The sequence below is a fragment of the Halobacillus locisalis genome, assembly GCF_013694105.1.
Classification (GTDB): domain Bacteria; phylum Bacillota; class Bacilli; order Bacillales; family Halobacillaceae; genus Halobacillus; species Halobacillus locisalis.
This window is the reverse complement of the sequence record NZ_JACEFG010000002.1, coordinates 1,153,455-1,180,007: the sequence shown is the minus strand read 5'-3', so window position 1 is coordinate 1,180,007 and position 26,553 is coordinate 1,153,455. Positions and strand designations below refer to the sequence as shown.

The 26,553-nt window shown below is 42.7% G+C and carries 31 protein-coding genes; 13 read left to right on the top strand and 18 right to left on the bottom strand.

Annotated features, from left to right (window positions below):
* Window positions 1-54 precede the first annotated feature (54 nt).
* Window positions 55-1,404: a glucose-6-phosphate isomerase gene (locus tag H0266_RS12850; protein ID WP_181472769.1), complete on the bottom strand. Its 1,350-nt coding sequence runs from the start codon at window positions 1,402-1,404 to the stop codon at window positions 55-57.
* Between the two features lie 149 nt (window positions 1,405-1,553).
* Window positions 1,554-2,720: an iron-containing alcohol dehydrogenase gene (locus H0266_RS12845; protein WP_181472768.1), complete on the bottom strand. Its 1,167-nt coding sequence runs from the start codon at window positions 2,718-2,720 to the stop codon at window positions 1,554-1,556.
* Window positions 2,721-2,870: 150 nt separating this feature from the next.
* On the opposite strand from H0266_RS12845, the gene H0266_RS12840 reads away from it, so the two are divergent.
* Entirely contained in the window at window positions 2,871-3,110 is a 240-nt protein-coding gene (locus H0266_RS12840) for a DUF378 domain-containing protein (protein ID WP_181472767.1), read from the top strand.
* A 594-nt stretch (window positions 3,111-3,704) separates the two neighbouring features.
* Here the strand turns inward: H0266_RS12840 and yugI are convergent.
* Window positions 3,705-4,094 (bottom strand): S1 domain-containing post-transcriptional regulator GSP13, encoded by a 390-nt coding sequence (gene yugI / locus H0266_RS12835; protein WP_181472766.1) that lies wholly within the window; start codon window positions 4,092-4,094, stop codon window positions 3,705-3,707.
* 204 nt (window positions 4,095-4,298) lie between these two features.
* Between yugI and H0266_RS12830 the strand changes: the two genes are divergently transcribed.
* The gene (locus H0266_RS12830) at window positions 4,299-4,655 is read left to right on the top strand and encodes a helix-turn-helix domain-containing protein (RefSeq protein WP_181472765.1); all 357 of its coding nucleotides are present in this window, start codon (window positions 4,299-4,301) and stop codon (window positions 4,653-4,655) included.
* Between the two features lie 230 nt (window positions 4,656-4,885).
* Window positions 4,886-6,058: a MalY/PatB family protein gene (locus tag H0266_RS12825; RefSeq protein ID WP_181472764.1), complete on the top strand. Its 1,173-nt coding sequence runs from the start codon at window positions 4,886-4,888 to the stop codon at window positions 6,056-6,058.
* A 521-nt stretch (window positions 6,059-6,579) separates the two neighbouring features.
* Here H0266_RS12825 and H0266_RS12820 read toward each other — a convergent pair.
* Window positions 6,580-7,149 carry a superoxide dismutase family protein gene (locus H0266_RS12820; protein ID WP_181472763.1) on the bottom strand — a complete coding sequence of 190 codons (570 nt, stop codon included), beginning with the start codon at window positions 7,147-7,149 and terminating at the stop codon, window positions 6,580-6,582.
* Window positions 7,150-7,241: 92 nt separating this feature from the next.
* The gene (locus H0266_RS12815) at window positions 7,242-7,454 is read right to left on the bottom strand and encodes a hypothetical protein (protein WP_425484302.1); all 213 of its coding nucleotides are present in this window, start codon (window positions 7,452-7,454) and stop codon (window positions 7,242-7,244) included.
* A gap of 91 nt (window positions 7,455-7,545) precedes the next feature.
* Here H0266_RS12815 and kapB point away from each other — a divergent pair, with 91 nt between their 5' ends.
* Window positions 7,546-7,926, top strand: coding sequence for a kinase-associated lipoprotein KapB (gene kapB / locus H0266_RS12810; protein ID WP_181472762.1), 381 nt, complete (start codon window positions 7,546-7,548; stop codon window positions 7,924-7,926).
* 68 nt (window positions 7,927-7,994) lie between these two features.
* Here kapB and H0266_RS12805 read toward each other — a convergent pair whose 3' ends face one another.
* The 3 genes from H0266_RS12805 to H0266_RS12795 are packed head-to-tail and all read right to left on the bottom strand — an operon-like array spanning window position 7,995 to window position 10,733.
* Window positions 7,995-9,173: a cation:proton antiporter domain-containing protein gene (locus H0266_RS12805; protein ID WP_181472761.1), complete on the bottom strand. Its 1,179-nt coding sequence runs from the start codon at window positions 9,171-9,173 to the stop codon at window positions 7,995-7,997.
* Between the two features lie 6 nt (window positions 9,174-9,179).
* On the bottom strand, window positions 9,180-9,668 hold the full coding sequence (locus H0266_RS12800) for a cation:proton antiporter regulatory subunit (RefSeq protein WP_181472760.1): 489 nt from the start codon (window positions 9,666-9,668) through the stop codon (window positions 9,180-9,182).
* A 39-nt stretch (window positions 9,669-9,707) separates the two neighbouring features.
* Window positions 9,708-10,733, bottom strand: a complete 1,026-nt coding sequence (locus H0266_RS12795) for an HD-GYP domain-containing protein (protein ID WP_181472759.1) — start codon at window positions 10,731-10,733, stop codon at window positions 9,708-9,710.
* Window positions 10,734-10,862: 129 nt separating this feature from the next.
* Here H0266_RS12795 and deoD point away from each other — a divergent pair, with 129 nt between their 5' ends.
* On the top strand, window positions 10,863-11,573 hold the full coding sequence (gene deoD, locus H0266_RS12790) for a purine-nucleoside phosphorylase (RefSeq protein ID WP_079478362.1): 711 nt from the start codon (window positions 10,863-10,865) through the stop codon (window positions 11,571-11,573).
* 575 nt (window positions 11,574-12,148) lie between these two features.
* Here the strand turns inward: deoD and H0266_RS12785 are convergent.
* Entirely contained in the window at window positions 12,149-13,609 is a 1,461-nt protein-coding gene (locus tag H0266_RS12785) for a leucyl aminopeptidase (protein WP_181472758.1), read from the bottom strand.
* 162 nt (window positions 13,610-13,771) lie between these two features.
* On the opposite strand from H0266_RS12785, the gene H0266_RS12780 reads away from it, so the two are divergent.
* The gene (locus H0266_RS12780) at window positions 13,772-14,254 is read left to right on the top strand and encodes a divergent PAP2 family protein (RefSeq protein WP_181472757.1); all 483 of its coding nucleotides are present in this window, start codon (window positions 13,772-13,774) and stop codon (window positions 14,252-14,254) included.
* A 45-nt stretch (window positions 14,255-14,299) separates the two neighbouring features.
* Here H0266_RS12780 and H0266_RS12775 read toward each other — a convergent pair whose 3' ends face one another.
* The 3 genes from H0266_RS12775 to H0266_RS12765 form a co-directional block, all read right to left on the bottom strand.
* The gene (locus H0266_RS12775; RefSeq protein WP_181472756.1) at window positions 14,300-14,983 is read right to left on the bottom strand and encodes a 3D domain-containing protein; all 684 of its coding nucleotides are present in this window, start codon (window positions 14,981-14,983) and stop codon (window positions 14,300-14,302) included.
* An 84-nt stretch (window positions 14,984-15,067) separates the two neighbouring features.
* The gene (locus H0266_RS12770) at window positions 15,068-15,385 is read right to left on the bottom strand and encodes a YuiB family protein (protein ID WP_181472755.1); all 318 of its coding nucleotides are present in this window, start codon (window positions 15,383-15,385) and stop codon (window positions 15,068-15,070) included.
* Between the two features lie 151 nt (window positions 15,386-15,536).
* The gene (locus H0266_RS12765) at window positions 15,537-16,760 is read right to left on the bottom strand and encodes an NAD(P)/FAD-dependent oxidoreductase (RefSeq protein WP_181472754.1); all 1,224 of its coding nucleotides are present in this window, start codon (window positions 16,758-16,760) and stop codon (window positions 15,537-15,539) included.
* A 295-nt stretch (window positions 16,761-17,055) separates the two neighbouring features.
* On the opposite strand from H0266_RS12765, the gene H0266_RS12760 reads away from it, so the two are divergent.
* A complete protein-coding gene (locus H0266_RS12760) occupies window positions 17,056-18,045 on the top strand; it encodes an NAD(P)/FAD-dependent oxidoreductase (RefSeq protein ID WP_181472753.1) in 990 nt (329 codons plus the stop codon).
* 512 nt (window positions 18,046-18,557) lie between these two features.
* Here H0266_RS12760 and H0266_RS12755 read toward each other — a convergent pair.
* Entirely contained in the window at window positions 18,558-18,920 is a 363-nt protein-coding gene (locus H0266_RS12755) for a HesB/IscA family protein (protein WP_181472752.1), read from the bottom strand.
* A gap of 148 nt (window positions 18,921-19,068) precedes the next feature.
* Between H0266_RS12755 and H0266_RS12750 the strand changes: the two genes are divergently transcribed.
* Window positions 19,069-19,779, top strand: coding sequence for a DUF2225 domain-containing protein (locus H0266_RS12750; RefSeq protein ID WP_181472751.1), 711 nt, complete (start codon window positions 19,069-19,071; stop codon window positions 19,777-19,779).
* A gap of 13 nt (window positions 19,780-19,792) precedes the next feature.
* Here the strand turns inward: H0266_RS12750 and H0266_RS12745 are convergent, their stop codons facing one another.
* Both H0266_RS12745 and H0266_RS12740 read right to left on the bottom strand, forming a co-directional pair.
* Window positions 19,793-20,023, bottom strand: a complete 231-nt coding sequence (locus H0266_RS12745) for a YuzB family protein (protein WP_181472750.1) — start codon at window positions 20,021-20,023, stop codon at window positions 19,793-19,795.
* Window positions 20,024-20,096: 73 nt separating this feature from the next.
* Entirely contained in the window at window positions 20,097-20,435 is a 339-nt protein-coding gene (locus tag H0266_RS12740) for a YuzD family protein (RefSeq protein ID WP_181472749.1), read from the bottom strand.
* A gap of 231 nt (window positions 20,436-20,666) precedes the next feature.
* Here H0266_RS12740 and H0266_RS12735 point away from each other — a divergent pair, with 231 nt between their 5' ends.
* Window positions 20,667-20,888 (top strand): NifU family protein, encoded by a 222-nt coding sequence (locus tag H0266_RS12735; protein WP_014644140.1) that lies wholly within the window; start codon window positions 20,667-20,669, stop codon window positions 20,886-20,888.
* An 80-nt stretch (window positions 20,889-20,968) separates the two neighbouring features.
* Here H0266_RS12735 and H0266_RS12730 read toward each other — a convergent pair whose 3' ends face one another.
* Window positions 20,969-21,940, bottom strand: coding sequence for an NAD(P)-dependent oxidoreductase (locus H0266_RS12730; RefSeq protein ID WP_181472748.1), 972 nt, complete (start codon window positions 21,938-21,940; stop codon window positions 20,969-20,971).
* Window positions 21,941-22,095: 155 nt separating this feature from the next.
* Between H0266_RS12730 and H0266_RS12725 the strand changes: the two genes are divergently transcribed.
* Together H0266_RS12725 and H0266_RS12720 are read left to right on the top strand one after the other, a co-directional pair.
* Window positions 22,096-22,602, top strand: a complete 507-nt coding sequence (locus H0266_RS12725) for a phosphatidylglycerophosphatase A family protein (protein ID WP_181472747.1) — start codon at window positions 22,096-22,098, stop codon at window positions 22,600-22,602.
* Between the two features lie 108 nt (window positions 22,603-22,710).
* Window positions 22,711-24,276 carry a hypothetical protein gene (locus tag H0266_RS12720; protein WP_181472746.1) on the top strand — a complete coding sequence of 522 codons (1,566 nt, stop codon included), beginning with the start codon at window positions 22,711-22,713 and terminating at the stop codon, window positions 24,274-24,276.
* 106 nt (window positions 24,277-24,382) lie between these two features.
* Here the strand turns inward: H0266_RS12720 and H0266_RS12715 are convergent, their stop codons facing one another.
* Together H0266_RS12715 and H0266_RS12710 are read right to left on the bottom strand one after the other, a co-directional pair.
* Window positions 24,383-25,162, bottom strand: coding sequence for a TIGR01457 family HAD-type hydrolase (locus H0266_RS12715; RefSeq protein WP_181472745.1), 780 nt, complete (start codon window positions 25,160-25,162; stop codon window positions 24,383-24,385).
* 9 nt (window positions 25,163-25,171) lie between these two features.
* Window positions 25,172-25,615 (bottom strand): DUF86 domain-containing protein, encoded by a 444-nt coding sequence (locus tag H0266_RS12710; RefSeq protein WP_181472744.1) that lies wholly within the window; start codon window positions 25,613-25,615, stop codon window positions 25,172-25,174.
* A 309-nt stretch (window positions 25,616-25,924) separates the two neighbouring features.
* On the opposite strand from H0266_RS12710, the gene H0266_RS12705 reads away from it, so the two are divergent.
* Window positions 25,925-26,191 (top strand): DUF3055 domain-containing protein, encoded by a 267-nt coding sequence (locus H0266_RS12705; protein WP_181472743.1) that lies wholly within the window; start codon window positions 25,925-25,927, stop codon window positions 26,189-26,191.
* Window positions 26,192-26,255: 64 nt separating this feature from the next.
* On the top strand, window positions 26,256-26,549 hold the full coding sequence (locus H0266_RS12700; protein ID WP_181472742.1) for a cytosolic protein: 294 nt from the start codon (window positions 26,256-26,258) through the stop codon (window positions 26,547-26,549).
* Window positions 26,550-26,553: the final 4 nt, after the last annotated feature.

Genomic DNA, 26,553 nt, shown 5'->3' with positions numbered 1-26,553 from the left:
CAATAAAAAAACCTCTGCTCATCCATTTTTTGGAGAGCAGAGGTTTCTTTCATTTTATTTCAATCGGTTTTCTAATTCTTCTTTCTCTTTTTCGAATCCTGGCTTACCCAGAAGAGCAAACATGTTCTTCTTATACGCTTCTACGCCTGGTTGGTCAAATGGATTGACCCCAAGTAAGTAGCCGCTGATCGCACACGCTTTTTCGAAAAAGTACACAAGATAACCAAATGTATATGCATCACGTTTTGGCAAATGAACAATCAAGTTTGGAACTTGTCCGTCTGTATGAGCAAGCATCGTACCCAGATACGCTTTTTCGTTCACTTGGTCGACCGTTTTTCCTGCCAAGTAGTTTAACCCATCCAAGTTCTGTTCATCTTCTTCGATGGTAATGTCAGAATCAGGAGTCTCCACGTTCAGAACGGTTTCAAATAAGTCTCTGCGACCATCTTGAACATACTGACCTAGTGAGTGAAGATCTGTCGAGAAGTTCGCAGAGGCAGGGAAAATACCTTTCTGGTCCTTTCCTTCACTCTCACCAAATAGCTGCTTCCACCACTCAGAGAAATACTGCAAGGATGGTTCATAGTTCACTAACATCTCGATTGTTTTCCCCTTGTTGTAAAGAACGTTACGAACCGCTGCATATTGGTAAGCAGGGTTATCGGACAATTGGTCAGAAGAGAGCTCCTTTTGTGCCGCGTAAGCACCTTCCATCATCTGATCGATATCAATGCCGCTCGCTGCAATCGGAAGAAGTCCAACTGCTGTCAGAACAGAGAATCGTCCACCGACATCATCCGGGACGACGAACGTTTCATATCCTTGTTCAGAAGCTAGAGTTTTAAGTGCACCTTTTTCCTTATCCGTTGTTGCATAAATGCGCCCCTTCGCTTCTTCAACGCCATATTTGTCTTCTAAGAACTTACGGAATAAACGGAAGGCAATAGCCGGTTCCGTCGTCGTTCCACTTTTAGAAATGACATTGATGGATACATCTTTATCTTTCAATACGTCAAACAACTCATTCATATATGGTGCACTTATACTATTCCCTACAAAGAAAACTTGTGGAGTATTGCGATCACCAGAAGAGAGCTCATTATAAAAGCTGTGATTCAACATTTCTAGCGCAGCACGCGCTCCTAAGTATGATCCACCAATTCCGACGACTAACAGGACATCTGAATCGGATTTGATTTTTTCAGCTGATTGTTTAATGCGACCGAATTCTTCACGGTCATAATTCTCAGGAAGGTCCAACCAACCTAAGAATTCATTCCCAGCACCTGTTTTCTCATGTAACGCTTTATGGGCAAGAGAAACAGAGTCTTGCATATAATCAAGTTCATGTTCACTAAAGAACGGCAACGCCTTCTCATAATCAAAACGAACGTGCGTCATAATTTCGACCTCCATTGCTTTATTTTTTACTTAGACCATTTTCACTTTATCGAAACCACACCATCAAATCAAGCAATCCTACAATTGTAAACGGATACAACTAAAAAAAGAGCCGAGAAAATTCTCGGGCTCTCTTTATAACATGTGACTTACTTTGACATTTCTAGAATTTTTTGCACATCTTCTTCATGCAACTTGTTGAAGTTTCCGAATGGACCACGCTTCATGGCACGGTCGACAATCGTATCGAACTTCTCATCGGAAATATCGTAGTAACGAAGTGTTTCCGGAGCACCTAAGGATGACCAGAAGGAACGCAATGCTTCAATCCCTTCGATGGCAACATCTTCATTAGACTTGCCTTCTGGATCAACACCAAACACTTTCGTTGCTAATTGAACAAACCGTTCTTCATTGACATGAAGGTTATGACGCATCCAGTTCGGGAACAAAATAGCTAGTCCACCCGCATGAGGGATATCATAAACAGCTGAAACGGCATGCTCGATGTTGTGACTCGCCCAATCCCCACGGTACCCCATTTGAAGCATACCATTCAACGCAACCGTACCAGAATACAGAATCGTTTCTCGGTGTTCAAAGGATTCCATATCGTCAAGCAGCTTAGGCGCAGTATCGATTACAGTACGCAATACTCCTTCCACCATCTCATCTTGGACAGGTGAAGCTGTAGGGTTGTGGAAGTATTGTTCAAATAAATGTGTCATCATATCTACAATCCCGTAAATCGTCTGGTCACGAGGGACTGTCATCGTGTATTGCGGATCTAGAATAGAGAAATTCGGGTTCGTGAATGGAGGGTATCCCCATCCATACTTTTCATTCGTTTCCCAGTTCGTGATAACCGCTCCAGCGTTCATTTCTGATCCTGTCGCCGCTAACGTGAGAACCGTCCCGAATGGAACTGCATCTGTAGGAGTCGCTTGTCTCGTTACAAGGTCCCAAGCATCACCATCGTATTTAGCACCAGCTGCAATCGTTTTTGTGCAGTCAATGACACTACCGCCTCCGACAGCTAATAGAAAGTCTACATTTTGTTCTTTGCAAATCTGTACACCTTCGTGAACAGTTGTCAATTTAGGGTTCGGCTCAACGCCAGAAAGTTCCAGCACTTCAACGCCAGCCTTATTCAGTTGTTCCATGACTTGGTCATAGACTCCGTTCTTCTTAATACTTCCTCCTCCGTACACCATCAGTACTTTCTTTGTATCAGCAGGAAGTTGGTCAGGCAATTGTTGAATTTGGTCCTTACCAAAAATTAATTTTGTAGGGTTATAAAACGTAAATGCATCCATTTCTAAAACTCCTCCTTTTTTTGACTAACGGTTCATATTATCTCTAATTCAGATTCATTTCTCAAAGAATATGCACCATGCATATTATCCTCTTCAACGTTCAAGCTATAACCGAAAGTAAAAAAACATACAGACAGGAGGGGAATCATCATGAGTTGGATTCAACGTACAGCTCTTTTACTGATCATCGTCGGAGCAATCAACTGGGGCTTGATTGGGCTTTTCCAGTATGACCTTGTTGCAGGTTTATTCGGTGGTGGTGAGCAGAGCGGAGCATTTGCACGCGTTATTTATTCGTTGGTTGGGATCAGTGGACTTATTGCCATCTCCCTATACTTCTCCCCAGCAGCAGAATATAGCGATACAACCGAAAAAGCGCCTGAAGCTTAAAAAAAAACGGACTCGTAAATGAGTCCGTTTTTTTCAGTGTGCCCTCGAAAGCCACTTTCGGTTCTTCCAAGATGAGAAGGCACCGGTGGCGTGGAAACGACTCCCTTTCCGCAGGAGGCGGTGAGCTTCCTCGGATCGCTTCGCGACCTGCGGGATCTCACCCAATCCTCAGGATCCTGCAGGAGTGTCGCCGTTTCCACGCCACCTCAACAAAGGAAGGCTGAACCTTTAGAGATTCAACTACAATGAGGACCTTTACTGCCGACAGCACCATTCTTGGCAAGGTTCTGTTCCCACTGTTTATCGCATAGTGGGATGGAAAACGGGGAGACTCCCGCGGGAGATGGACCTAGGCGAGACCCCACAGGGAGTGTCAACGAACGAGGAGGCTTGCCGGCTCCCCCGCAGGAAAGCGAGTCGTTTTCCATCCCACTGCATTCTTATATGATCTAACAGAACCTTCTTCAACAGCCTGAAAAAAAACGGACTACTTAATGAGTCCGTTTTTGTGTTCTACATACGTGGAGTTTTCTGATAAGAGAGAATTTCAGGCAATAAAAAAACCCGGCATAGCCGGGTTTATGAAAACTCCGATTATTTACGGAATTTTTCACGATCGTCAGACTGCTTGATCCAGTCTTCCAATTTGTCTTTTAACGTATTGAAACCAGCTTGCGCATCTTCTTGCTGTTGCTTTGGTGCAGCTGCAGCTTGTTTACGTGGACGACGAGCTTTCGGTGCTTCTTGTGTCGCACGAATAGAAAGAGAGTACTTATTCTTCGCTTCGTCGATGTTCAAAATTTTAACTTGAACTTCGTCGCCTTCTGAAAGGTGCTCGTTGATGTCTTTCACATATCCGTGAGTCACTTCTGAAATGTGTACCAACCCTTGTACTTTTTCGTCTAGAGCGACGAACGCACCATAAGGCTGAATTCCTGTGACTTTACCTTCTAATACTTGACCTTCTTGAAACTTCTCTGACATGCTATACAACTCCTGATATTTATATTATTCGCTTCTTTTCACGCAATTAATGATTCTACCACAGTTCAGCCGATTTAGCAAAACCCCTTATTGCGATGTAATGTTGTATCTGATCGCATTTTGTCAACAGAATGTCGGTATTTCGGGCCCTACCACGTCCCCTCCACATGGTATAATAAGATAAAAGTGTAAGGAGGAGTCGTTATGTCTGTTGGAAAGAACATTCGCAATTATCGTGAACTTAAGCAGTTAACGAAAGAGGAGTTAGCTTTAAAAGCACGGATCGGCGTCCACACACTTGAGAGCTATGAATCCGATGAACGAGCCCCCGAACTCGATACCGCTTTAAAGCTATCGACTGTACTCGATATCCCAGCATCTGAACTATTAGAATATAAGGATGTTGATGATGCCAAAATAGACGAGGAACTTGAAGCCTTGATAAAAGAGATAGGTTCAAAAAGTTCCAAATTAATACTGAAGAAGGCCAGAGACTTCTCTGAACAAGACGTGTTGAAAGCCATGAATCTGCTATACGAATTAAATCAGCAAAAAAAATAAAAATAGAAGGTTTAGAAACTATGAAATGAGGTTATACTGATTAACGTAAGACTTTCTCGTATTCCCCCTGTGTAAGCAAAGCGAACGTTCGCTTTGCTTTTTTTTGTCTTATTTTATATTAACTTAATCCATGAACAATTATTTTTCCTAGTGCTGAGTACATATTATTTTCATCCATTCTTCAGAATCGGTTAAGATAAACCTATATAAAATGCGATGGAGGGATAAAGTTGAATCGGTTTGAACAAGTGACACCAAGAAAAGGAACGAGATCTGTAAAATGGGACTTGCTGAAATATATGTACAAAGATGAAGAGGTTCTCCCTATGTGGGTAGCGGATATGGACTTTAAAACACCTGAAGCTGTCACAGAGGCGATCAGCAAACGCGTGGAGCATGGTATTTTCGGATATACATGGCCAGATGAAGATGTGAAAGCTCAGATTAAAGATTGGATTCAGAAGCGCCATGATTGGGAAGTACAACCCTCTTGGATTACATATAGCCCAGGAGTCATCCCTTCCCTGCATATGATCGTCCAATCATTGACTGACATTGCCGATCATGTCTTAATTCAAACACCCGTTTACCCCCCTTTTTACAGTGTAGTCAAAGATCACGGTCGTCATATCGTAAAGAATCCACTACAATTCTCTAATGGACAGTACACCATTGATTTTGAGGATTTCGAGGAGAAAATAAAAGAGAACGATGTGAAAATGTTCATCCTATGTAATCCACACAACCCTGTCGGTAGAGTGTGGACCCAGGATGAGCTTACTAAGATGAAAGATATTTGTGTAGCCCATGATGTATTGATTGTGGCAGATGAAATACACGCGGATTTAGTATATAAAAATCATAAACACATCCCTATGGCTTCCTTGTCTGAAGAAGCGAACAACCAGACAATCACATGCCTCTCCCCAACAAAAACGTTCAATTTGGCTGGCTTACAAGCATCCTACGTCATTACATCTAATGAGGAGATGCGGAAGAAATTGGACAAACAGTTCCATAACCAAGGAATGATGATGTTGAACACTCTGGGTTTGACAGCCTTAGAGTCCGCTTACAAATGCGGCGCTGATTGGTTGGATGAACTTTTAGAAACCTTAGAGACGAACAGAGACTATGTGGAAGCACGCTTCCATGAAGAGACGGATACCGTTCAAGTGATTCACGCAGAAGGCACGTATTTGCTTTGGTTGGATTGTCGTGACCTCGGAATGGCTCATGAAGATTTGAAAACCTTTATGCAAGAAAAAGCGAAGGTGGGACTGAATGACGGCGCTTCCTTTGGTGATGAAGGAGAAGGATTCATGCGCATCAACATCGCCGCGCCCTTCTCGATTGTAGAGGAAGGTGTCACGCGTATCATCAACGCCGTGCATCAATTGTAAAAAAACAGGCTTTTTATTTCCGAGAGGCCTGCTTTTTTAGAGTACCCGCGAAAGTCACTTTCGGTTCTTCAAGATGAAAAGGGGCCGGTGGCGTGGAAACGACTCCCTTTCCGCAGGAGGCGGTGAGCTTCTCAGGCCGCTTCGCGCTCTGCGGGATCTCACCCAAGCCTCAGGACTGAAGGTGTGTCGCCGTTTCCACGCCACCTTACTACAGGAAGGCTGAACCTCTAGAGATTCAACTACAATGTGGGGCTCTACTGATGACAGCACAATACTTGGTAGGTTCTGTTTCAGCTGATTTGAGCATAGTGGGATGGAAAACGGGGAGACTCCCGCGGGAGAAGGACCTAGGCGAGACCCCACAGGGAGTGTCAACGACCGAGGAGGCTTGCCGGCTCCCCCGCAGGAAAGCGAGTCGTTTTCCATCCCACGGTATTCTTATATGATCTAACAGAACCGTTCAACTGACTTCTTCAACAGCCTAAACAAGCAGGCTTCTCATTTCTGAGAAGCCTGCTTGTTTATTCTTGTTTCTTATCCGGTTCTGTTGGATCACTCGTTTCATCATCGTCAGCTTTTAGTGTGATTTCCCCGCAGGCAATCCGATCCCCTGAATCCCCTGCAGGCTGCGTCATTCCGTCATCCGGACCACTATGAATCACAATCGAAGTCCCTTCTTTACGAAGCAACGATTTTTGTCCTTCTTTCAACGTAGCCTCCGGAAGCATCAGCTCTGTATCGACTAATCCGCTTCCATCCGCTTCAACATTCGGCATATCTCCAGCATGGGCACCCTCTGAATTCATAAGTCCGTGATCTTTAGACATCGGGTTGAAGTGATTGCCTGCCGATTTAAAATCAGGAGTGTCACACTTAGCAAATTCATGAATGTGAACCCCATGTGGACCCGGTTCCAGTCCTTCTACTTTCAGTGCCACTTCAATACCCTCTGGGCGCTCTTTGAATGTTGCTGTCCCTATTTTATCATCGTTTGTATTATAGATTGATGTTTCCAAAGGAGATCTTTTCTCGTCCATGCAACCACTTAACACGACTGTAGCAAGAACGAATATACCTATCCATTTCAACATAACGAACCTCCGTTCATCCTAGTTTCCTACGGTTAGTCTCTCCTTTTTTCATGAAAAATATAACAAAGCCGTGCTCATTGGCACGGCTTTGGTCAATATTCCTTCTCATGTTGTTCAATTTGTGAATGGGCATGATCGGTTTTCTCTTCTTCTTTTCGAGAAGCTTTTATTATGAATATCATCGCTACACAGGCAAGGACGATAAAAAATAACAACGTAATGATAGCAGGAATATATTCAGACTTGTCTTCCGGGAAGTACAGGAACTCCATCATACACGCATCATTCCTTTCTTTGCTTCTCATAGTATAGCAAATTTTTTGCCCATCAAGCATCCTCTTCACGATTTCTTCACAATTAGATTCTTTGATACACTGTTCTAAGAGGAGGATGATCATGGAAGAATTTAATTCTGGTGATATCGTTAAAGCTCATTATAAAACTGGCATCTATGTAGGCAAAGTCATAGAAGACCGTGACCGCTTTTATCTTGTCCAAATCTTAGCCGTAGAAAAGCACCCGATGCAAGGGGACTTGCATAACCCAGGCAAAACCGAAAACGTGTTCTTTCATCAACGGAAAGCCCTGAGTTACTTGGAAAAGGCCAATATCCAAAAAGAGGCTGTCCACCCCTATGAAGAATCCATCCCCGATTATACGGAGTCGCTTAAACAATCGGTGGAGCAATTACGAAAAAAATTGGAACGACGGGAAACAGAATTCAACGTAAATGCCAAGCAACAGCTGGAAGATTTAGAAAAGCAATACTTTAGCTGAATCCATGAAGAGACGCAGGGCTATACTGCACTGCGTCCTCTTACTATCTAAAAGGTCTACCACATCGCCTAACTTCCTGGTACTTTTAAATTCTTTTTCTTCTTCACAGGCTTACCGTAAACTTTATTGGCAATCTTACCCGCTTGCTCAAAGAGCAACATCCCCACAAAAGCAGCAATAACGATGTATAAACCACTAAAAATCTTCAACATCCCCGTAGCGACACTTGCGATAACAACAGAGAATTCGCCCCTGGCGCATAAAGAAAAACCTGCTCTCATCGATGCCCGTTTGGACAAACCATATAGCGGACCACCAATGATACCCAGTAACACCTTCGAAAAGACAGACCATACAATGATGGTGACCAGCAGACCTGCCATCGGTACACCATCTCCTAGGTTGATGGTTGTCCCGAAGTAAATAAAGAATGTAGGCAACATCAAGTCACGAACGGGATAAACCGTTTGCTCTACTTTTTCAATCTTGCCGATCTCAGCAAGCATCATGCCAGCAAGAAAAGCACCCAGCACTTCTGACAGCCCTAAGAATAAAGCTAGTCCTCCATAAGACAAGGCAATTCCAATCAGTAAGGCAATCTTAAAGTCCTCATCATCAATCTTGTCGAGAAACTTCTCAAACCGTTTGAACAACGTTTTCCCAAGAATAATCGCAAATCCAGTAAGTCCGACAATTTTTCCGACTAGGATGAGAAAATTGACTGACGTGAAACTTTCCCCTGAGCTTACGCCAAACAGGATAGCCACAACAATCGGAGCGACTAAATCCTCAAAAATGAGAATGGCAAGAATGAATTCGGTTTCCGTATTGGCCATCCGACCACGATCATCCAATAACTTTGCGGTAATAGATGAACTCGTCGCATAGACAATTCCTCCCACTAAGAAGCTGGAGAAGAGGTCCAAGCCAAATAAAAGAGCAATACCCGTCGTGACCCCAAGACTTAGAAATACATCCAGTAAACCTGACGGCCAAATGCGTTTAGCGATTCCACCGAGTCTGTCAATGTTGAACTCCAGCCCCAATAAGAAGAACAATAGAACGATTCCTATTTCACTTGCAAAATGAAGCAATTCACTATCATGCACGACATCGGCAAGAATAATTCCAAGTATGATATATAGAATGACGTTGGGGAGTTTGATTTTGATTGCTAAATATCCTAAGTAAAAAATAAATAGCAAAATAAGCCCCGCCCCAAGCAAGGCTGGGAATTCATTATGCACCAGTCATCATTCCTCTCCTTTACACAAGTCAGACAAGGTATCGATTTGATCTTGTTTTCCTATGGTCATGATGACATCTCCTGGTTGTAACTTCGTATCTGCTTCCGGAATGGCGATCGTTTCATCCCCTTTTACGATTCCTATAATCGTGGCCCCTGTTTTATTCCTCACTTCAGATTCTTCAATCGTCTTATAGGCAAGGCTGGACTTCTCTAGCAACTCTACCCAATCAATGACGATTTGATTTTGGAAGACTTTCAACTTATCAGCATCAACAGGTTGATACGTCGCCCCTAATAACTGAGCACCAAGCTCTCTCGTTTCATCTGAAGTCAAGTCCATAGCAAAGTCCGCTTCCTCACTATCCGCATCATCAAAAAAGTAAAGCTCTCGCTTCCCTGTATGATGAACGATGAGAACCAGCATGCTATCTTCACCTGTTTTCAAAGAGATTTTCTGTCCGATTCCAGGTAATTTTGAAATGGAAATATTCACGTTCTCTGCACTCCTTACTCGCTCCTTGAAATTAGAAGCTTAATCATTCATCATTTTGGTGATGAATACGGTTGTGTGTTTCGATAAATCGATAATTTCTACATCATAGTCATTCATGAGCTCATTATTGGCAAAAGCACGGACAACCGGCCTTTGAGGTAATCCTTTGTTTTGAGCTGTAATGGTTCCATACTTCCCATTGGACAGCCGGACATTCGAACCATTCGGATAGATGGCAATACTTCTTAAGAATTGCCACACCATATCATGTTCATACCAGGTTCCTGTTAAACTAAGTATCTTTTCACAGGCTTCATAAGGCATTAACGCTTCCGATCCATCTACCGGAGCCACAAGATTGTCAAAGTCATTGGCAATGCTCACAATCTTCGCATAGGGATGTAGCTTCTCTTTCGTAATCCCCCTTGGCTCGCCACTCCCATCCAATCGTTCATGATGCTGGAAAGCCACGTGAGCCACTAACGTACTCAGCTCTCTACTCTGACGAAGTACATTGAAACCTCTCCATGTGTGGTGCTGCTCTTTTCCGGGCTGACGAGGCAGTGACTTACCTACATCATGAAGCAATGCCCCTGTACCTAATTCTTGCAAATCTCGAGGAGGATAACCGAGCTTCATGCCAATCAATACAGACATAATCGCGACGTGTGTAGAATGGACGAAGAGTTGATTCCCTTTCGTCCGTATATCACTGAGGTGAAGCAATACATCTTTCGAAGACATGAGCTCTTCCATGATTTTTTGAGCGGATTTCCCGATTCTTTGAGGGTTAAAGTCTTTGCCCGATTGAATATAATCGAACGAACTCGACAAATTCGCCATCACTTCGCGTTTTGTTTGCTCATCGAAGGAATCTTCTTCCTGTTCTACTATTCCTTCCCCATCCATTAAGTAAACAGCTTCGACCCCCATATTTTTGAGACGAGAGATTAAGCCGACAGTGAACGTCACACCTTTACTTAAAAGTACGCGTCCGTCGTTGGCGTATATATTTTTTCCTAGTTGATCATTTTGTTTGATATTTTCAATCGAAGCATAGCGCATAAGTCCCTCTCCCAGCATTGTTCTGTAATCCTATTTTATCAGCCCCACACATGAATACAACATCATTTGTCTTCTAAGATTCTGTGTGGTACTTTAAAATAGTCTAAAGATACGGAGGAGGTCATACCCATGACAACACACATCGGTGCAAATCCTGGAGATATTGCAGATAAAATCCTTCTACCAGGTGATCCACTACGCGCAAAATATATTGCTGAAAACTTCCTAGAAGACGTGACATGCTATAACGAAGTACGTGGCATGTACGGCTATACAGGTACTTACAAAGGAGAACGTATTTCCGTTCAAGGTACAGGAATGGGCGTTCCATCTATCTCTATTTATGTGAATGAACTCATTGAAGGCTTTGATGTTAAGAAATTGATCCGAGTTGGGTCATGCGGCGCACTTCAAAGTGATGTAAAAGTCCGTGACGTCATTCTTGCTTCTACGTCTACAACAGATTCCCAAATGAACCGCATGGTATTCGGCGGAATCGATTTTGCTCCAACAGCAGACTTCGGTCTACTCAAAAATGCTTACGATGCTGGTGAAGCAAAAGGCTTGAATCTACGCGTCGGTAACGTATTCACGAGTGATAGTTTCTACCGGGATAACGCGATGGACATGTTCAACCTATTAGCTAAATACAATGTGTTAGCTGTAGAAATGGAAACAACAGCATTGTACACATTGGCAGCGAAATATAATCGTCAGGCTCTATCGGTCTTAACCGTCAGCGATCATATTCTGACTGGTGAAGAAACGACTGCCGAAGAACGTCAAACCACGTTCAATGATATGATTGAAGTTGCACTAGAAGCTGCTATTCAAGATTAATCACCTAGACACCCTCTACTCGGTAGGGGGTGTCTTTTACTCAATACTTATTACCTCCCCCAAATCGAGCCAAATCACTCGATCTCCGACCTGGATATAAATCACTGAATCATCCCAGCCATACAACACTCCAAGGACCGAATATTCATGTGTACCGGCATTGATATAGGTACCCAACCTATCCGCAAGCCGAGATGATGGATACAAAAAGTGGGACATACTCATCCGCCCCTCCGATAGACTTCCTATATCTTATACACCTCTTACTTTTTTTGTTTAGGCTTTGTTCGTGTTTTTCACTAAATCAGGATGAAATTGTGGTGTCCGAATTACGGTCAGCTTTGTCCGAATTACACGAACCGATGTCCGGTATAGACTTTCTTATGTCCGAATCATTGCCAAATGTCCGGAATACGCGAGACTGTGTCCGAATCACACTAGCCGATGTCCGGATTAACATTTCATTTGTCCGAATTATAGCCCTGTGTCCGAAATACCCGCGGGCTTTATCCGTTCCTTGAAGAAAATGGCCACACAAAAAATCCCTGAGTGTCTTCAGCACTCAGGGATTTCATTTATCTGATGATATAGCTCGCTAATGTCTTAGACATGACTCCTGTTGGACCTTTTGGACCTAGTTCATGAGGTCCTTCTGCTACCGACGTTCCGGCGATATCTAAGTGTACCCACGGCGTTTTGCCTACAAAAGCTCCGACGAAGGCCCCACCCATGATCGCGTGCGCCTTCCTTGTCGGAGAATTATTTAAATCAGCAATGTCACTCTTCCTCACTTGCGCCTTGTAATCCTCATTATAAGGAAGCTGCCAAATCGGCTCTCCCATCAAAGAAGCTCTTTCCTCAAGGTCAGAGTAAAGCGGCGCATCATTAGTCATAGCTCCCGTCATCCATGAACCCAAGGCAGTGACCACACCTCCAGTCAGGGTAGCAACGTTTATGATGCGTTCCGCTCCCTCTTCTTTCGCATAGGTCACACCGTCTGCTAAGGCTAAGCGACCTTCAGCATCTGTATTCAACACTTCGATTGTCTGGCCACTCATAGACGTAATCACATCGTCTGGCTTGAAGGCATCCCCTGAAATCATATTATCAGAAGACGGGATGACGGCAATCACATTCTTCTTCGGCTTTTGCATACCAATGGTTTCCATGGCACCAAGAACAGCGGCCGCTCCTCCCATGTCACCTTTCATTCCAGGCATGCCGGTTTTCGGTTTAATGGAGTAGCCTCCTGTATCATACGTAATGCCTTTTCCGACAAATGCGGTTACATCCGACCATTCCTCAAGACCTTGATATTTCAGGACGATCATTTTCGGGGGTTCTGTAGAGCCTTGATTCACGGCTAGTAATGCCCCCATACCTAAGTCTTCCATTTCTTTCTTATCAAGGATTTGAACATCCATCCCGTACTTCGCAGCCAGTTGCTTTGCATGTTCAGCAAGTTTTGTTGCTGTCACGATATTGGCTGGCAGGTGAACAAGGTTCCTCGCCGCGTTCACGCCTCTAGCAAATGCATCCCCTTTTTCTAAAAGAGATAACACATCTCCACTCTCGCGCTCTGTTCTCACATGCAGTTTCTCAATCTTGTTAGACTTGGCCTCTTTTGACTTCAATGTTGGCAATGCATACGTGGACACCACGAATGATTCAGCCAATTGCGGGACGCTTGTTTCAAAATCAAGATGACCGATGAACCCGTCCAAATCGACGGTCAATTCTTGAATGCCATCTTTTTGGACACGTTGAAACGCATGACCAAGCACTTTTCTAAACCGGTCACTTGTGATATGTTCCTTTTTCCCTAACCCGACTACATAAATCTGCTCAAGGGACTGTTCATTCGCAAGCAAAATGGGCGTAACGGCTTTGAATTTTGCCGAAACATCACCTCTGTTCACATACGTATGTAGCTCCTCACCTACTTCAAATGAGAGCCTAACTTCCTTTTCGTCTTCAAATAAACCGACCAATACGGTTTTTGTAACGCTCTGATTAATCGATTGAATGGTAAACATGATCAAGCACCTCCTTCCTCAGTATACAAAAAAATGTAATCTTTGCCTTGTGAAGAGGATCAAGTTTCTATGAATTATGATATAATAGCCTTGTTCTTGCTTGGATAAAATACACAAAAAAGAACCATTCATCAACCTCATGTAGCCGGAAAGGATGTCACCATGTTGTTCGATTTACTACATAACTTCCCCTTATGGGCGTCGATCGCCTCCATTTTTTTCGCTCAAGCAGTGAAGGTACCGATCCAATTCATCGCCTCACGTCATTTCAATCCGACCTTAGCCTTTAGTACAGGTGGCATGCCCAGCAGTCACTCTGCTGCGGTCACAGCCCTTGCTACAGGCGTAGGAATTGAGCAAGGATTCGACTCATCTATTTTTGCTGTTGCTTGTGTCTTCACCATTATCGTCATGTTCGACTCTACTGGAGTGCGTCGCCAAACAGGTGAACAAGCCATTATGCTTAATATCTTAGTTAAAGACTTCAACCGCATTGTCCATGAAGCCAGGGATTGGGGCAATAAAGAAGAATACCAGAAGAAAGAGGAATTGAAAGAACTCCTAGGTCACCAGCCCATTGAAGTATTCTTTGGAGGTCTGACCGGAATCCTTCTCACCTTCTTATTACACACACTTATTTATTAAAAACAAAAGATCACCTGTCCATTTAGGGAAGGTGATCTTTTGTTTTTACTGCTCTAACATTTGTGAACGAAAAACCTGTAATGCCTCGGTCTCATTCAAAGCCTTCAGCTCATCTTCCGTCAGTTGTCCGTTTCCTTCTTCAACTACATAAACATCCACTGTCTTTTTACCCCATTGTTCATACACATCATCCACCGTAGAAAAATACAAGTCCAGCTTGTCTCCTTTGATTGCGCTTCCCTTGTCTGCAACTACCCCGTAACCGTAGCCAGGGATAAACAGAACCGTTCCAAGAGGAAAGACATCCAAGTCAGCGGCAATTGTCGAATAAAGATCCCGTTTCACCTCCACACCAGAAAACGTTATGCCATACTCTGGATGATCCGGAGTTTTCCCAGTCGATTCGATTCCTGCTGTGTATCCAGTGGCTACAACGGTATGGCTTGGGTAGTGGCTTACGTCAATCGCTTCCTCTAGTGTTTTGACCGCTTCTATCGCGGAAGTTGAAACATATGTCTGTTGAGCATTCTTCACGTTCAATGATTTGTCATTCAAATCCACCAGACTTCTATCTACAGGAGTCCCTTCGAATGTTGTTTCTTCAAACTTTGAAGCGATCCACTCATCGAAATCAGACAGCGATAGGTTCGATATATTACTGATCGTACTATAAAGAGCGAATACGAATAAGAGTCCTAAACCGATGTTCCAGTAACGGTTGTTCATCATAATCACCTCTAGGTGTCATCATGTCCAAACGTTGTGAATTTATTCATAGAAAAACGCCATCACCAATAGGCGACAGCGTATGTATTAGAACATTTGATATCCATTTTTTCTTAACCATCGTATAACGAGTCCAGCCACAATTGTTCCAGCAAACCCACTTGCCAAAATGATGATATCAACGATTTTCAAATTGCCTATTTGTTCAAACACCACCGGAAAGGCTTCCCCTGGTTGTGAGAAGTAATCTGTCCATGGAAAATCGTCAACGATGAACAACACTATGATTGGATAAACGATGGACATGATCCAGGATGAACGCAAAATCATATTTAAAAGAAAAGAAATACCGAAAAACAACACGAAAAATAGTAACATAGATACAATAAACTGTACGATATTCAACACATTTCCCCCTAAAAAAACATCACCAAAACACATTTTATATCTGTTTACTCAAAATCGCAAGCTAGTGAGAATTGAGGCCTGGACTCTTTTCCTTCCAAGCGCTCGCAAAAAAAAGCAAAGGCATGGGGCCTTTGCTTTTTAAAAGATATTAGAAGTTAAAGAAATTCAATTTTCCTTTTTTCAGTACAAGTGGAACGCCACCAAGTTTCAGAAGGTAACGGTTATCAATGATCTTCTTCATGGCAGTCGCTTGCCAACCGAATAGCTTCTTGCCATCAAAGATGACACCAATCGCATCGTCATCACCTAGTGATGCAACTGTACCTTGAATGTTCGGTTCAAACGGCTCCACATGACCTTCGCCACGAATAATGCTCTTCAGGTTAGCCGCTAGCTGTTCCGCTTGCTGAATGGCGATTTGCGCAGTTGGAGGATAAGGACGGCCTGTCTCTTCATTCATGATCAAGGCACAATCACCTACGATGAATACATCATCGTATCCTTTTGGACGCAGTTCATCGCTTACAGGCGTACGACCACGGTTCGATTCGAAGCCAGCATTTTCGACTAGTGAATTACCACGTACACCAGCAGCCCAAACGACTGTGTTTGTCGGGATTTCCTCACGCTCTTCGTCTTTTTCGAACACAAGCTTGTCCGCTGTTACTTCTTTGATCATCGCGCCGATTTTGAATTCAACACCTCTCGCTTCAAGAGAGTTCATTGCATACTCCACAAGAGCAGGGTCAAATCCAGGTAGGGCCGTCGGCGCAGCTTCGACGTTGATGATTCGAACGTTCTCACGTGGGACGTCGTATTCTTTACATAGTTCTGGAATACGATTCGCAAGTTCACCGACAAATTCGATTCCAGTGAAACCAGCACCACCGACAACGATATTCAAGCGCTCTTGTTTTGTTTCGGCTTCGTTGTTGTACTTAGCAAAGTTGTATTCAATATGCTGACGAATCAAACGGGAGCTGTTAATGTTGTTAATCGTATAAGCGTGCTCTTCTAATCCAGGGATTCCGAATGTCGCTGCTTCAAAGCCTAAAGCAATGACTAAATAGTCGTAAGAAAGATCTCCGTTTTCAAGGATGACTTTTTTCTCATCAGGCTTGATTTCAGTCACAGTGTCTTGAACAAAGTTCACTCGGCTCGTATTGACAACATCTTTGATCTGAATGCGTGTACGATCGTGGTGTAGGGTACCTGCTGCGTTTTCGTGTAGCCAAGTCGTTTGGTAATGGTAATCGTGCTTGTTCACCAAAGTAATCTTAGCATCATTGGCACCTAAACTTTTTTGTAGCTTAACAGCGGTCATAATTCCTCCGTAACCAGCACCAAGGATGACGATGTTAGGGTTTTTCATGATCAATCACTTCCATCTCGTAGTATTTTTATCCGAAGACTATTGTTTGTGACTACTTTCACATTATGAAATAAAAAAAAGCCTGACGACTTATAGAAGAAGTTGTCACAATTTCGTAATAAGTTATCTAGTCCCATCTTAGACCTTTTGATTAATATTTTCAACCCATAAAACAGTTATCGAAATAATGGAATAATTACGCTTTTTGAAAATGCTTACATCACGTAGAATTCCCATCTAGAAAAATTTTATGATAGAATGTTGTTTAGTGACATTTTTCAACAGGAGGTTCATTATGAGTGACAAAATATATGATATAACCGTTATTGGTGCTGGTCCTGTAGGGTTGTTCACCGCTTTCTACGGTGGCATGCGTCAAGCAAGTGTAAAAATAATTGAAAGTCTTCCTCATTTAGGTGGCCAACTGAGCGCATTGTATCCAGAAAAATTCATTTACGATGTAGCTGGATTCCCTAAAGTACGTGCTCAAGAACTTGTAGACAGCCTTGAAGAACAAGCAATGGCTTTTGACCCGACCGTCGCACTTCAAGAAGAAGTGAAGCATGTAGAACGAGTCGAGGACAATGTACTTAAACTAACGACGAATAAAGATGTGCATTATACAAGAACAATGGTCATTACAGCTGGGAACGGTGCCTTTGCACCGAGAAAGCTGAAAATCGACAACACAGAAAAATTTGAAGATACTAACCTTCATTATCATGTGAGCGACATGGACCAATTCAAAGATAAGAACGTCTTGATCGCAGGTGGAGGAGACTCGGCTGTGGACTGGGCTTTAATGTTGGAACCGATAGCCAAACAAGTTTCAATCGTTCACCGTCGCGGTAAATTCAGAGCCCATGAGCACAGCGTCGAACAACTAAGAAATTCTACTGTGAACGTGTACACTCCTTATGCCCCAGAAGAACTTATTGGAGAAGAACGCATTGAGCAAGTTAGAATCAATGAGGTTAAAGGGGATAAAGAAGAATTGATTGAAGTGGACGATGTAATCATTAATTACGGCTTCATTTCATCTCTTGGACCTATTAAAGACTGGGAGCTGGAAATCGACAAGAACAGTATCGTCGTCAACTCTAAAATGGAGACGAATATTGAAGGCATTTACGCTGCAGGAGATATTTGCACATATCCTGGTAAAGTCAAACTCATCGCCTCAGGCTTCGGCGAAGGTCCAACCGCTGTCAACAATGCTAAAGCCTATATTGATCCAGATGCTCGAGTTCAACCGAAACATTCCACAAGCATGTTTGATAATTAATAAGGAAGGAGCTACCCAGCTCCTTCCTTATTTTGTCTACCTGAGATCTATGGGAGAGAAAAAAAGCAGTTCGATGTTGGATGAACGGAACTGAATCCGGACAACTGATGCACTATATCAGACATCCATTTGCTCAATTCGGACAAGCGACCTTCTATATCGGACAAGAAATGCAATAAATCGGACATCTATTCAGCCGATTCGGACAGATTGCACGCTTTTCCGGACATCAACACTCCATCAGCAGGCAGACTACATTCTTCTGAAAAAAATGGTCCGACAATCTACATTTTGATGGGTGTGGTGGGAAATGGCGAGACTCCCGTGGGAGAAGGACTCAGGCGAGACCCCACAGGGAGTGTCAACGACCGAGGAGGCTCGGCGGTTCCCCCACAGGAAAGCGAGTTATTTCCCACCACACCCTAGTCTTTACTTCGAGGAGGACCTAGTATAACCACTATCAATAGGTAAAAAATAACCCTCCACTAGGTGGAGAGTTATTCTGTCGTCTATTAGCAGTTTGGATCAGGCGTTCCAGCATTTGTCGCTGTTTTGAACGAAGAACCACAACCGCAGGATACTATGGCGTTTGGGTTATCGATCGTAAATCCTCCGCCCATCATGTTTTGTTTAAAGTCTATAGTCGTACCTTCTATAATAGGAGCATCTTGTCTATGGATCACAACAGGAATACCGTTTGATTCCTCTGTCAAATCTAATTCTTCATTAATGTCTTCCTCGAAGCCCATAGCATAAGATAATCCACTACAGCCCCCACCTTTAACACCGAAGCGCAGACGAATACCTTCAGACTCTTCTTCCTTCATCATTTCTTTAATTTGGTGACTAGCGGCTTCTGTAATATTCAGAATCATCCCGAGCCTCTCCTTTCTTCTTCCTATTTTCAGTATACTCACCTTGTTTTCGATAATCAACTTTCAGGACAGCTTCTTTCTCAATCCATTATTGTTGAATTCCATGAACCCTTATAGGATAATGGTAGTAGTTATATAGGAGGTGAACATGGGAATGAATACAAATATCGAACCTACTTTCAGCAAAAAGACTCAATGTACCTTCTGCCATCATTCTTACACCACGACAAAAGTCCGGTCCCGTTTCGTGAAGCCAGTAACAACCGACTCCCTTTTTTATACAACCTACGAGGATGATTCATGTAATCCTCTGCTTTATCACGTCCACGTCTGCCCTGAATGCGGTTATTCCTTCAATGATCAATTCTCCACAAGCTTTCCTCCGCACACAAAACATGAAATTGAGAAGAATCTGACCAATAAATGGTCTGGACAAGATTTAACAGGTGTGCGAACTTATTCGGATGCGGTCCGTTCATTAAAGCTCTGCATCTACACAGCCACATTAAAGGAAGAGAAACCGGTCGTCTTAGCTGGGCTGTATATACGTACGCTATGGTTGTATCAACATATGGACCGGAAAGACCAAGAAGAACGGTTCATGCGCTTAGCTGTTGAACAATACGAAAAAGCGTATATTGAAGACCGACTGGATCAACCCGATATGACTCCGCTAAAAGTATTGTACTTAATTGGAGCGTTGTATCATCGCTTGGGTGATCAGAACAATGCCCTTAAAAATTTTGCAAAAGTCGTGGAGAAGAAGAACGCTGTATTCGACCCGAAAATTGTTGAGATGGCACGCGATCAATGGCAGAATATCCGAACAGAAATGAAAAAAGACTTCACCATGTCGTGAAGTCTTTCATTCGTTATAGGGTTTCGTCCAGATGATCATATATATTATCTACAAGTTCCTTCGGGGTATCAGCGATTATGCGTTCACCATCAACCAGTGCATAAAGCATTTGTGAACAGAGACCGCAATTACGAAGACAGCCATAGTCTACTACATCTAAATCTGGGTCTTTATCAAGTGTTTCAAACGCTTCTTGGGAACCGTTTATTAAATTGTTTACACAGAATTCAATCAATGGATTCATCCGTCTCACCTCATTTACTGGATGAAACCCTAATCACCGTTATTTTATCATAACACGAACAAGAAGAATATGATTATGCCCCTTCTGCTAAAGGCAACCCTTTTGATTCTAAAGCTTTATAGATCGTCTTTAATCGTGGGTTTCCTTCTGCCACTATTTCTCCCTGGATCGTCACTAAAGGATAGAAAAGCTCATCATCCAGCAGTTGCTGAAGGATGCCTTCATCTGCCCCCTCCTTGTTTTCGGGGGAATGAATATCTACGTACTGATAAGTTACTTGCTGGTCGTCATACTTTCTCGCAATGGCTGCTTGCAACCATTCATACGTCTCTTTAGCACCAGGAGCATTTACGCAGCTTGCACATTTCACTTCTGCCCCGTAGACCGTTAAATGAATTGTTTGAGATGCCATACAACACCCTCCACCTTCCCCATATTTATTCTTTATTTCATTTTACAAAAGATCCTAAAAAAGATAAAATGAAAATAGTTCTCAATCACTTTAAAAGAGGCTTTAGCCGCTTGATGACAAAGGCTTCGCGTAGGGAACAGTGCTATAACGCTTTGTTGAAGGTAAGATATAGTATAGATTTTTTCTGGTATTCGTTTTATAATAAAGAATATAGAAAGGGGACGATTGAACATGAATGAACAAGTTCAAGAAGTACTTAATAAACTTCGCCCATTTTTACTTCGTGACGGAGGAGACGTTGAACTCGTTGATGTAGAAGATGGCATCGTACGACTTCGACTGATGGGAGCTTGCGGGAACTGCCCAAGTTCAACGATCACACTTAAAGCCGGTATTGAGCGCGCTTTAGCTCAAGAAGTACCTGGCATTTACGAGGTAGAGCAGGTATTTTAGATTATAAACTCCAACAGAGCTGTACGGGATGTCTATTATAGACGTAACGTACAGCTCTTTTTATCTGTTTGAGTGCTTTTTCATCGATTGCTGACAGGGGTTTTCACACTCTTCCCTTTAAAGTACCGATCAATATTCTCCAAGCATAAATCCATCATCTTATAGCGTGTTTCTTTAGAAGCAGAACCAATATGCGGAAGAGCCACGACTTGATCCAACTGTAAGAGCGGGTGGTCTTTAGAAATCGGCTCCTCTGCAAATACATCAAGTCCTGCACCAGCAATGTCTTCATGAATCAAAGCCTCATATAAATCCGCTTCAATGACAGTCTGTCCTCTAGAACCATTGATGAAGATGGCTGTGTTTTTCATTTTTCTAAACGTGTTCTTATTAAACATGCCTTCTGTTTCCCTCGTCAAAGGCACCATACATACGACATAATCGGCTTTAGTTAAGAGATCATCAAACGTCGCATAAGAAGCATTGAATTGATCCTCTGCTTCCTCATCCCTAGAACGATTGTGATACAAGACGTTCATATCAAAACCCCTCGCTCTTTTGGCGATCATTTTACCTATTCGCCCCATTCCGACGATTCCCATCGTTTTATGATGAACATCTGTACCCGCCATCAATAAAGGCGACCAGTTCTCCCACTTTCCTTCTTTTATATAACGCTCTGCTTCAGTTAAACGGCGCGCGGTAGCCAATACTAATCCAAAGATCAAATCGGCTGTCGTATCTGTCAAAACATCCGGTGTGTTGGTGACTTGTATATCACGACGCTTAGCCGCTTGTACGTCAATGTTGTCGTAACCTACAGCCAAGTTGGCAACAATTTTCAAGTTTTCAGCTTTGCCCAAGAGTTCTTCATCCACATTCTCAGTGAGCATCGTTACTAATCCGTCCGCTGTCACCGCTTCCTTTTGTAAATGCGTGTGATCTACTGGAACGTCTGTTTCGCTCCACATTTCAATGTCCAAATCTTTACGATAAGGTGCGACAACGTCCTCTGGTAATCGACGCGTAATATATATCCTCGGCTTTGTCACGATCTTCCCTCCTCAGTCTTTTTTTCAGTGTACCACACGCGTGCTTTTGTAACGTTTTACTATGGTTCTGGTATAATGGGAGTAAGCCCTATCGTTTGTGAAATAATAAAGACGGGAATAGGGAGAGAAGGTAGTTGAAGAAGGAGGTTACGTACATGGCAAAAGAACATAAAGTGACAGCACTCGAAAAAGTGGCAAGAGAATGGTTGATTGAGCGCGGCGTTACCATTGAGGACATAGCTGAGCTCGTTCATTACTTACAATCTAAATATCATGAGGAGTTGACGATGGAGGATTGCCGACATAATGTAAACAAAGTCCTTCAGAAACGTGAAGTTCAAAACGCTATCCTTACTGGTATTCAGTTAGACAAATTAGCTGAAGATAAACAGCTAGCTGAACCACTGCAATCCACCATTGAAGTGGATGAGAGTTTATATGGTGTAGATGAAATTATCGCCTTCTCCATCGTAAACGTATATGGTTCCATCGGCTTTACAAACTACGGATACATCGATAAGCAGAAACCAGGTATCCTTGAAAAACTAAATGATAAATCATCCGGAGCGTGCCATACGTTTTTAGACGATATTGTCGGAGCTATTGCCGCTGCCGCTTCCAGTCGCCTTGCGCACAGCGCAGCAGGAGACACGGAAGACTGACGAAAGCCGAAAAGTCACTATTATAGTGGCTTTTTTTATTATTTTGAATCCTTCTTCTTTTTTATTCGTACATAAGATAGACTAGTTAAATGGAAGGAGTTGGATGGATTGAAGCAATTGAAGAAGAGTTCCGTGTGGCTTGCCCCTGTTATCATCATTCTCATCGGAATAGGCATTCTCTTTATGGAGAATTACGCACAAGTGACAGAGCCTCCATCAGATGGATGGAGTCGAGAATTACAAGTGGGTATGACACCGAATGTAAGCGAGCCTTATCTATCAGCAGATGATTCAGGAAACTGGTCCATCGCTTATATTACAGAGGATGGTGTCAGGCAGCATACATATGACCGACAGTTCGAACAAATAAGTGAAACAAGCTTTGACATTCCCGTCAATCAGTACACCCAAATATTTCTTGGTGAGGATGCGTTCATTTATAGTGATTACTACGCTTTGTATAACGGGGATAACAGTGAAGAAATTACGGATATTCAAAAGTTTTACCCTTTAGCAGATACAGCCTACTACCGGAAGGATAATGTCATTTATCATTTAGATCCTTCGACGCTTGGGTCAGAACAAATTTTGACAGTGGATAGTGAAAACACTGAAGTCATCATCGAACAGAAAAATGAAGAAACTCATATTTTAACTAACACTATTGACCAAACCGGCAACCACTTAACCTTTTATACAGTGTCTGGAAACGAGGCTACTGAGAAAGGAGCAGCCGTTTTCACTTTGACCGGAACAGAGGAAGTACAGGATATACAGTTTGCCTTAGATGACAATTCCTATGCTTTACTCGTAAAAACGCTACAAAAGCAGAGCATGTCTGGTAAAGTATCGAATCAATATTACTATTCAGAAGCCACTTTAGGAGATGCACCTGATCTGCAAAGGATTCAATTCCAAGATCCACATGGAGGTATGGCTCTTCAAGAGATTTCTGATGTAGAGATGCAGTGGACTGAACAAGGAGCAAGCATCCTATTTAAAGCTTTCGGGTCGACCAACACCCGTTTTCGTGAACCCTTACAGTTCAACATCTACACCGCGACTCTCTCGTCGTCAGGACCCTTGGATGTAAAGCGACTAAGCAATACCCCAAGCTCGTCAGTCGAACCTAATTGGATCAACCCGAACACCGTCCTATGGATTGATCGAGGCAATAGTGAAGAACACCGAGTACTCGTTTCATCAAGTAACTCAACTATTATTGCAGAAGCCAAACAACTCACGATGCCAGCATTCTTGCAATCGCTAGGGAAGACTATGGGTATGCTTTCTACAGGAATGTTTGCCGTCGTAATATCGCTACTCTGGTTTATTTGGCCGCTTCTATTTCTTTGTGTCGTCATGTTCACCAACAGTCGGGCTATGGATCAGGACCGGTCGTGGGTATTTTATATCGGTGCATTGATTTATATTGGTGCGGCTGTCATATTGAACGACCTCATGTTCTCTAGCCGAGGTATGTTAAATGCTCCAGCATACCTGAACTTTACAGGAAGTGCTTTCATTTACTTGCTCGGTTTTGCTCTATTGTCTTACGCCATATTAAAGGCAGGGTTATCCATCAGAAAATGGTCCCCTTCGATTCAGTTGACCTACTTTATCGGCATACATGTCATATGTATCACCATTTTCTTCGGGCCTTATCTTCTATAGGTTTTCATAAAAAATCTCATTTGAAATGTTCATTAATCCAATAAAAATCAAAACAAACCGTCCATATATGACCAGGACGGTTTGTTTTTTTTACTTATTAAGTGGTCTATTCGCTTTTTAATGCTGCTATGACATCGGTGAGGTTATTATACGTATACGTTGGTTGATGGTTGTAGCCTTTGATCCCCTCGAAGGTACTGACCCCTGTTTCAACCATTAACGTATCAAGTCCCGCCTTCATACCTGCCGTAATGTCTGTAAGATAATTATCTCCCACCATCAGCACGTCTTCCTTATCCATTCCTATTGCCTCAAGCGCTTGACTCATGATAACGGGCTCGGGCTTTCCGATAAAAATCGGCTCAACACCTGTACTGACGGAAACAACAGAAGTAAGTGCTCCATTTCCAGGGACCATCCCACGTTCAGTCGGGATGGCAATATCCCCGTTCGTACTGATGAGCGTAGCTCCCGCTCTCACATTCAAGCAAGCTTTCGTCAATTTTTCATACGAAATGTCACGGTCAATGCCCATCACGACATAATCAGCGTCTTCCTCTACCAACGTGTGTCCTTCTTCTTCCAGGGCATCGATCAGTCCATACTCTCCGATAGCGAATACCCTTGCCTTCTCATTTCGATCACTTATATAGGAGGTGGTGGCCATACTGCTGGTGAAGACTTGCTTCTCATCTGCCGGTATGCCTAAACCAACAAGCTTCTCTGCAATTTGATTTGCTGTTTTGGAGGAATTATTAGTCAAAAATAAGTAAGGAAGGTGTTGCTTCTTTAAGTAGTGAACAAAGGAGGCTGCTCCCTCAATTTCGACTTCACCTCTATACATCGTTCCATCTAAATCAATTAAATATCCTTTATATTCCTTCATTTGTTCACCCTACTCATCTTTTCTGGAAAAAGCAGACACTGGCCCCAATTCTTGTTCAAGGTATGTACGAACCTTGACTGGGAATTGTTTTAGTGAAGACTTTTCTTTGTTCCAAACCGCTACTAAATGTTCGTGGTTAATAATAGTGTATTGTTGAACGACTGACTTACGTAATCGGACAAATTCTTTATACCCTTCCTGTTCCTCTTCAGGAAGCACACGCTCATCAGTCAGTATATCGATAATATCATCATAACTGCCAGGGTCACGCATAATAAATCCATCAATCATCATATTTCCAACATCAAGGATGCATTCAATACTGACATGAATCAAGCGCTCCAATAATAATTGATCAGCAAAAGATTGATACGAATGTTTATTCAGCTCATCCATAACCGTTTCCATATAGTTTAAGATCTCTTCCATCTTTTCTCGATTTACAAAATACATTGTTCACCCTCCAAAGGACGTTATTACATAAATCTAACCATAATGATAACATAATTCAACCAAATCTAGACTCAGCTGACGCGACATATTATGTGGTCAAAGCGTATGCAATAATGTATCACGCTCTACTGAAGATCACAATTTTAAGACATCACCCCACTCGAGTGTCAAAACATGATTAAAAACTGCAAAAATAAGACTAATACACACAAGATAGGAAACAATAAGTGTGTTCCCATTCTGAGCGTGTAGATTTAACGAAATTCATCATACGGCTACAAATCATTTAGAAAAGGAGATGATACTGAAATGGGAGAACGTCCACTTTTAGAGGACCATACACTTGAAACACGTACACGATTCGTGTCCTTTACAGCTGGGAGTCATCGCTTTGAACTAGCTTTAATGAAAGCAGAGCGCTTCAACAATCAAACCATGGTCATTAATTTGCCAAAGAACAGACAAGCATTGCTTGACCATGACACGATTAACCAAGATGGCCACTTAGAGCATTTATTTCAGTTGAGCGCTATGGAAGCAGAGGAATTAAGGAACTATCTACCGGACCTTTTGTAACATCCATCATTCCTCAACATGCCACCATGATTTCTCATTGTCAGAAGCTAAAGGAGGTTTCGTTATGGGGTCAAAAGATAAGAAGAATTATTCCGATTTTGCCAATGTGGAGGCACAAAGGAACTATTTAACTCCTGAGCAACTCCCAGAAGGAGCTTATGGTTCACCACGCAACAAAGAGAAGCCCGTTTCCAATGAAAAGAGTGCTCCATGGACAAAAAAACAGCGTTATTACAGTGCGTTCAATTATGAGTACAAAACTTTACACCAGGACCTCCCCAGGCAAGAGGACGGAGCACATCCAACGCATGATGAACCAGGCGAAGATGTGAAACCTAATGAAGAAGAAATGGAATAAATAA

Bases quoted from the DNA above. Each gene is read 5' to 3' on its own strand.
- H0266_RS12710 (WP_181472744.1), bottom strand. From the start codon at position 25,615: ATGTATTTTGTAAATCGAGAAAAGATGGAAGAGATCTTAAACTATATG.
- H0266_RS12760 (WP_181472753.1), top strand. From the start codon at position 17,056: ATGAGTGACAAAATATATGATATAACCGTTATTGGTGCTGGTCCTGTA.
- H0266_RS12750 (WP_181472751.1), top strand. From the start codon at position 19,069: ATGGGAATGAATACAAATATCGAACCTACTTTCAGCAAAAAGACTCAA.
- deoD (WP_079478362.1), top strand. From the start codon at position 10,863: ATGACAACACACATCGGTGCAAATCCTGGAGATATTGCAGATAAAATC.
- H0266_RS12815 (WP_425484302.1), bottom strand. From the start codon at position 7,454: ATGAGAAGCAAAGAAAGGAATGATGCGTGTATGATGGAGTTCCTGTAC.
- H0266_RS12850 (WP_181472769.1), bottom strand. From the start codon at position 1,404: ATGACGCACGTTCGTTTTGATTATGAGAAGGCGTTGCCGTTCTTTAGT.
- H0266_RS12725 (WP_181472747.1), top strand. From the start codon at position 22,096: ATGGCAAAAGAACATAAAGTGACAGCACTCGAAAAAGTGGCAAGAGAA.
- H0266_RS12845 (WP_181472768.1), bottom strand. From the start codon at position 2,720: ATGGATGCATTTACGTTTTATAACCCTACAAAATTAATTTTTGGTAAG.
- H0266_RS12700 (WP_181472742.1), top strand. From the start codon at position 26,256: ATGGGGTCAAAAGATAAGAAGAATTATTCCGATTTTGCCAATGTGGAG.
- H0266_RS12785 (WP_181472758.1), bottom strand. From the start codon at position 13,609: ATGTTTACCATTCAATCGATTAATCAGAGCGTTACAAAAACCGTATTG.
- H0266_RS12775 (WP_181472756.1), bottom strand. From the start codon at position 14,983: ATGATGAACAACCGTTACTGGAACATCGGTTTAGGACTCTTATTCGTA.
- H0266_RS12765 (WP_181472754.1), bottom strand. From the start codon at position 16,760: ATGAAAAACCCTAACATCGTCATCCTTGGTGCTGGTTACGGAGGAATT.
- H0266_RS12745 (WP_181472750.1), bottom strand. From the start codon at position 20,023: ATGAATCCATTGATTGAATTCTGTGTAAACAATTTAATAAACGGTTCC.
- yugI (WP_181472766.1), bottom strand. From the start codon at position 4,094: ATGTCAGAGAAGTTTCAAGAAGGTCAAGTATTAGAAGGTAAAGTCACA.
- H0266_RS12780 (WP_181472757.1), top strand. From the start codon at position 13,772: ATGTTGTTCGATTTACTACATAACTTCCCCTTATGGGCGTCGATCGCC.
- H0266_RS12740 (WP_181472749.1), bottom strand. From the start codon at position 20,435: ATGGCATCTCAAACAATTCATTTAACGGTCTACGGGGCAGAAGTGAAA.
- H0266_RS12735 (WP_014644140.1), top strand. From the start codon at position 20,667: ATGAATGAACAAGTTCAAGAAGTACTTAATAAACTTCGCCCATTTTTA.
- H0266_RS12715 (WP_181472745.1), bottom strand. From the start codon at position 25,162: ATGAAGGAATATAAAGGATATTTAATTGATTTAGATGGAACGATGTAT.
- H0266_RS12830 (WP_181472765.1), top strand. From the start codon at position 4,299: ATGTCTGTTGGAAAGAACATTCGCAATTATCGTGAACTTAAGCAGTTA.
- kapB (WP_181472762.1), top strand. From the start codon at position 7,546: ATGGAAGAATTTAATTCTGGTGATATCGTTAAAGCTCATTATAAAACT.
- H0266_RS12755 (WP_181472752.1), bottom strand. From the start codon at position 18,920: ATGATTCTGAATATTACAGAAGCCGCTAGTCACCAAATTAAAGAAATG.
- H0266_RS12795 (WP_181472759.1), bottom strand. From the start codon at position 10,733: ATGCGCTATGCTTCGATTGAAAATATCAAACAAAATGATCAACTAGGA.
- H0266_RS12840 (WP_181472767.1), top strand. From the start codon at position 2,871: ATGAGTTGGATTCAACGTACAGCTCTTTTACTGATCATCGTCGGAGCA.
- H0266_RS12820 (WP_181472763.1), bottom strand. From the start codon at position 7,149: ATGTTGAAATGGATAGGTATATTCGTTCTTGCTACAGTCGTGTTAAGT.
- H0266_RS12705 (WP_181472743.1), top strand. From the start codon at position 25,925: ATGGGAGAACGTCCACTTTTAGAGGACCATACACTTGAAACACGTACA.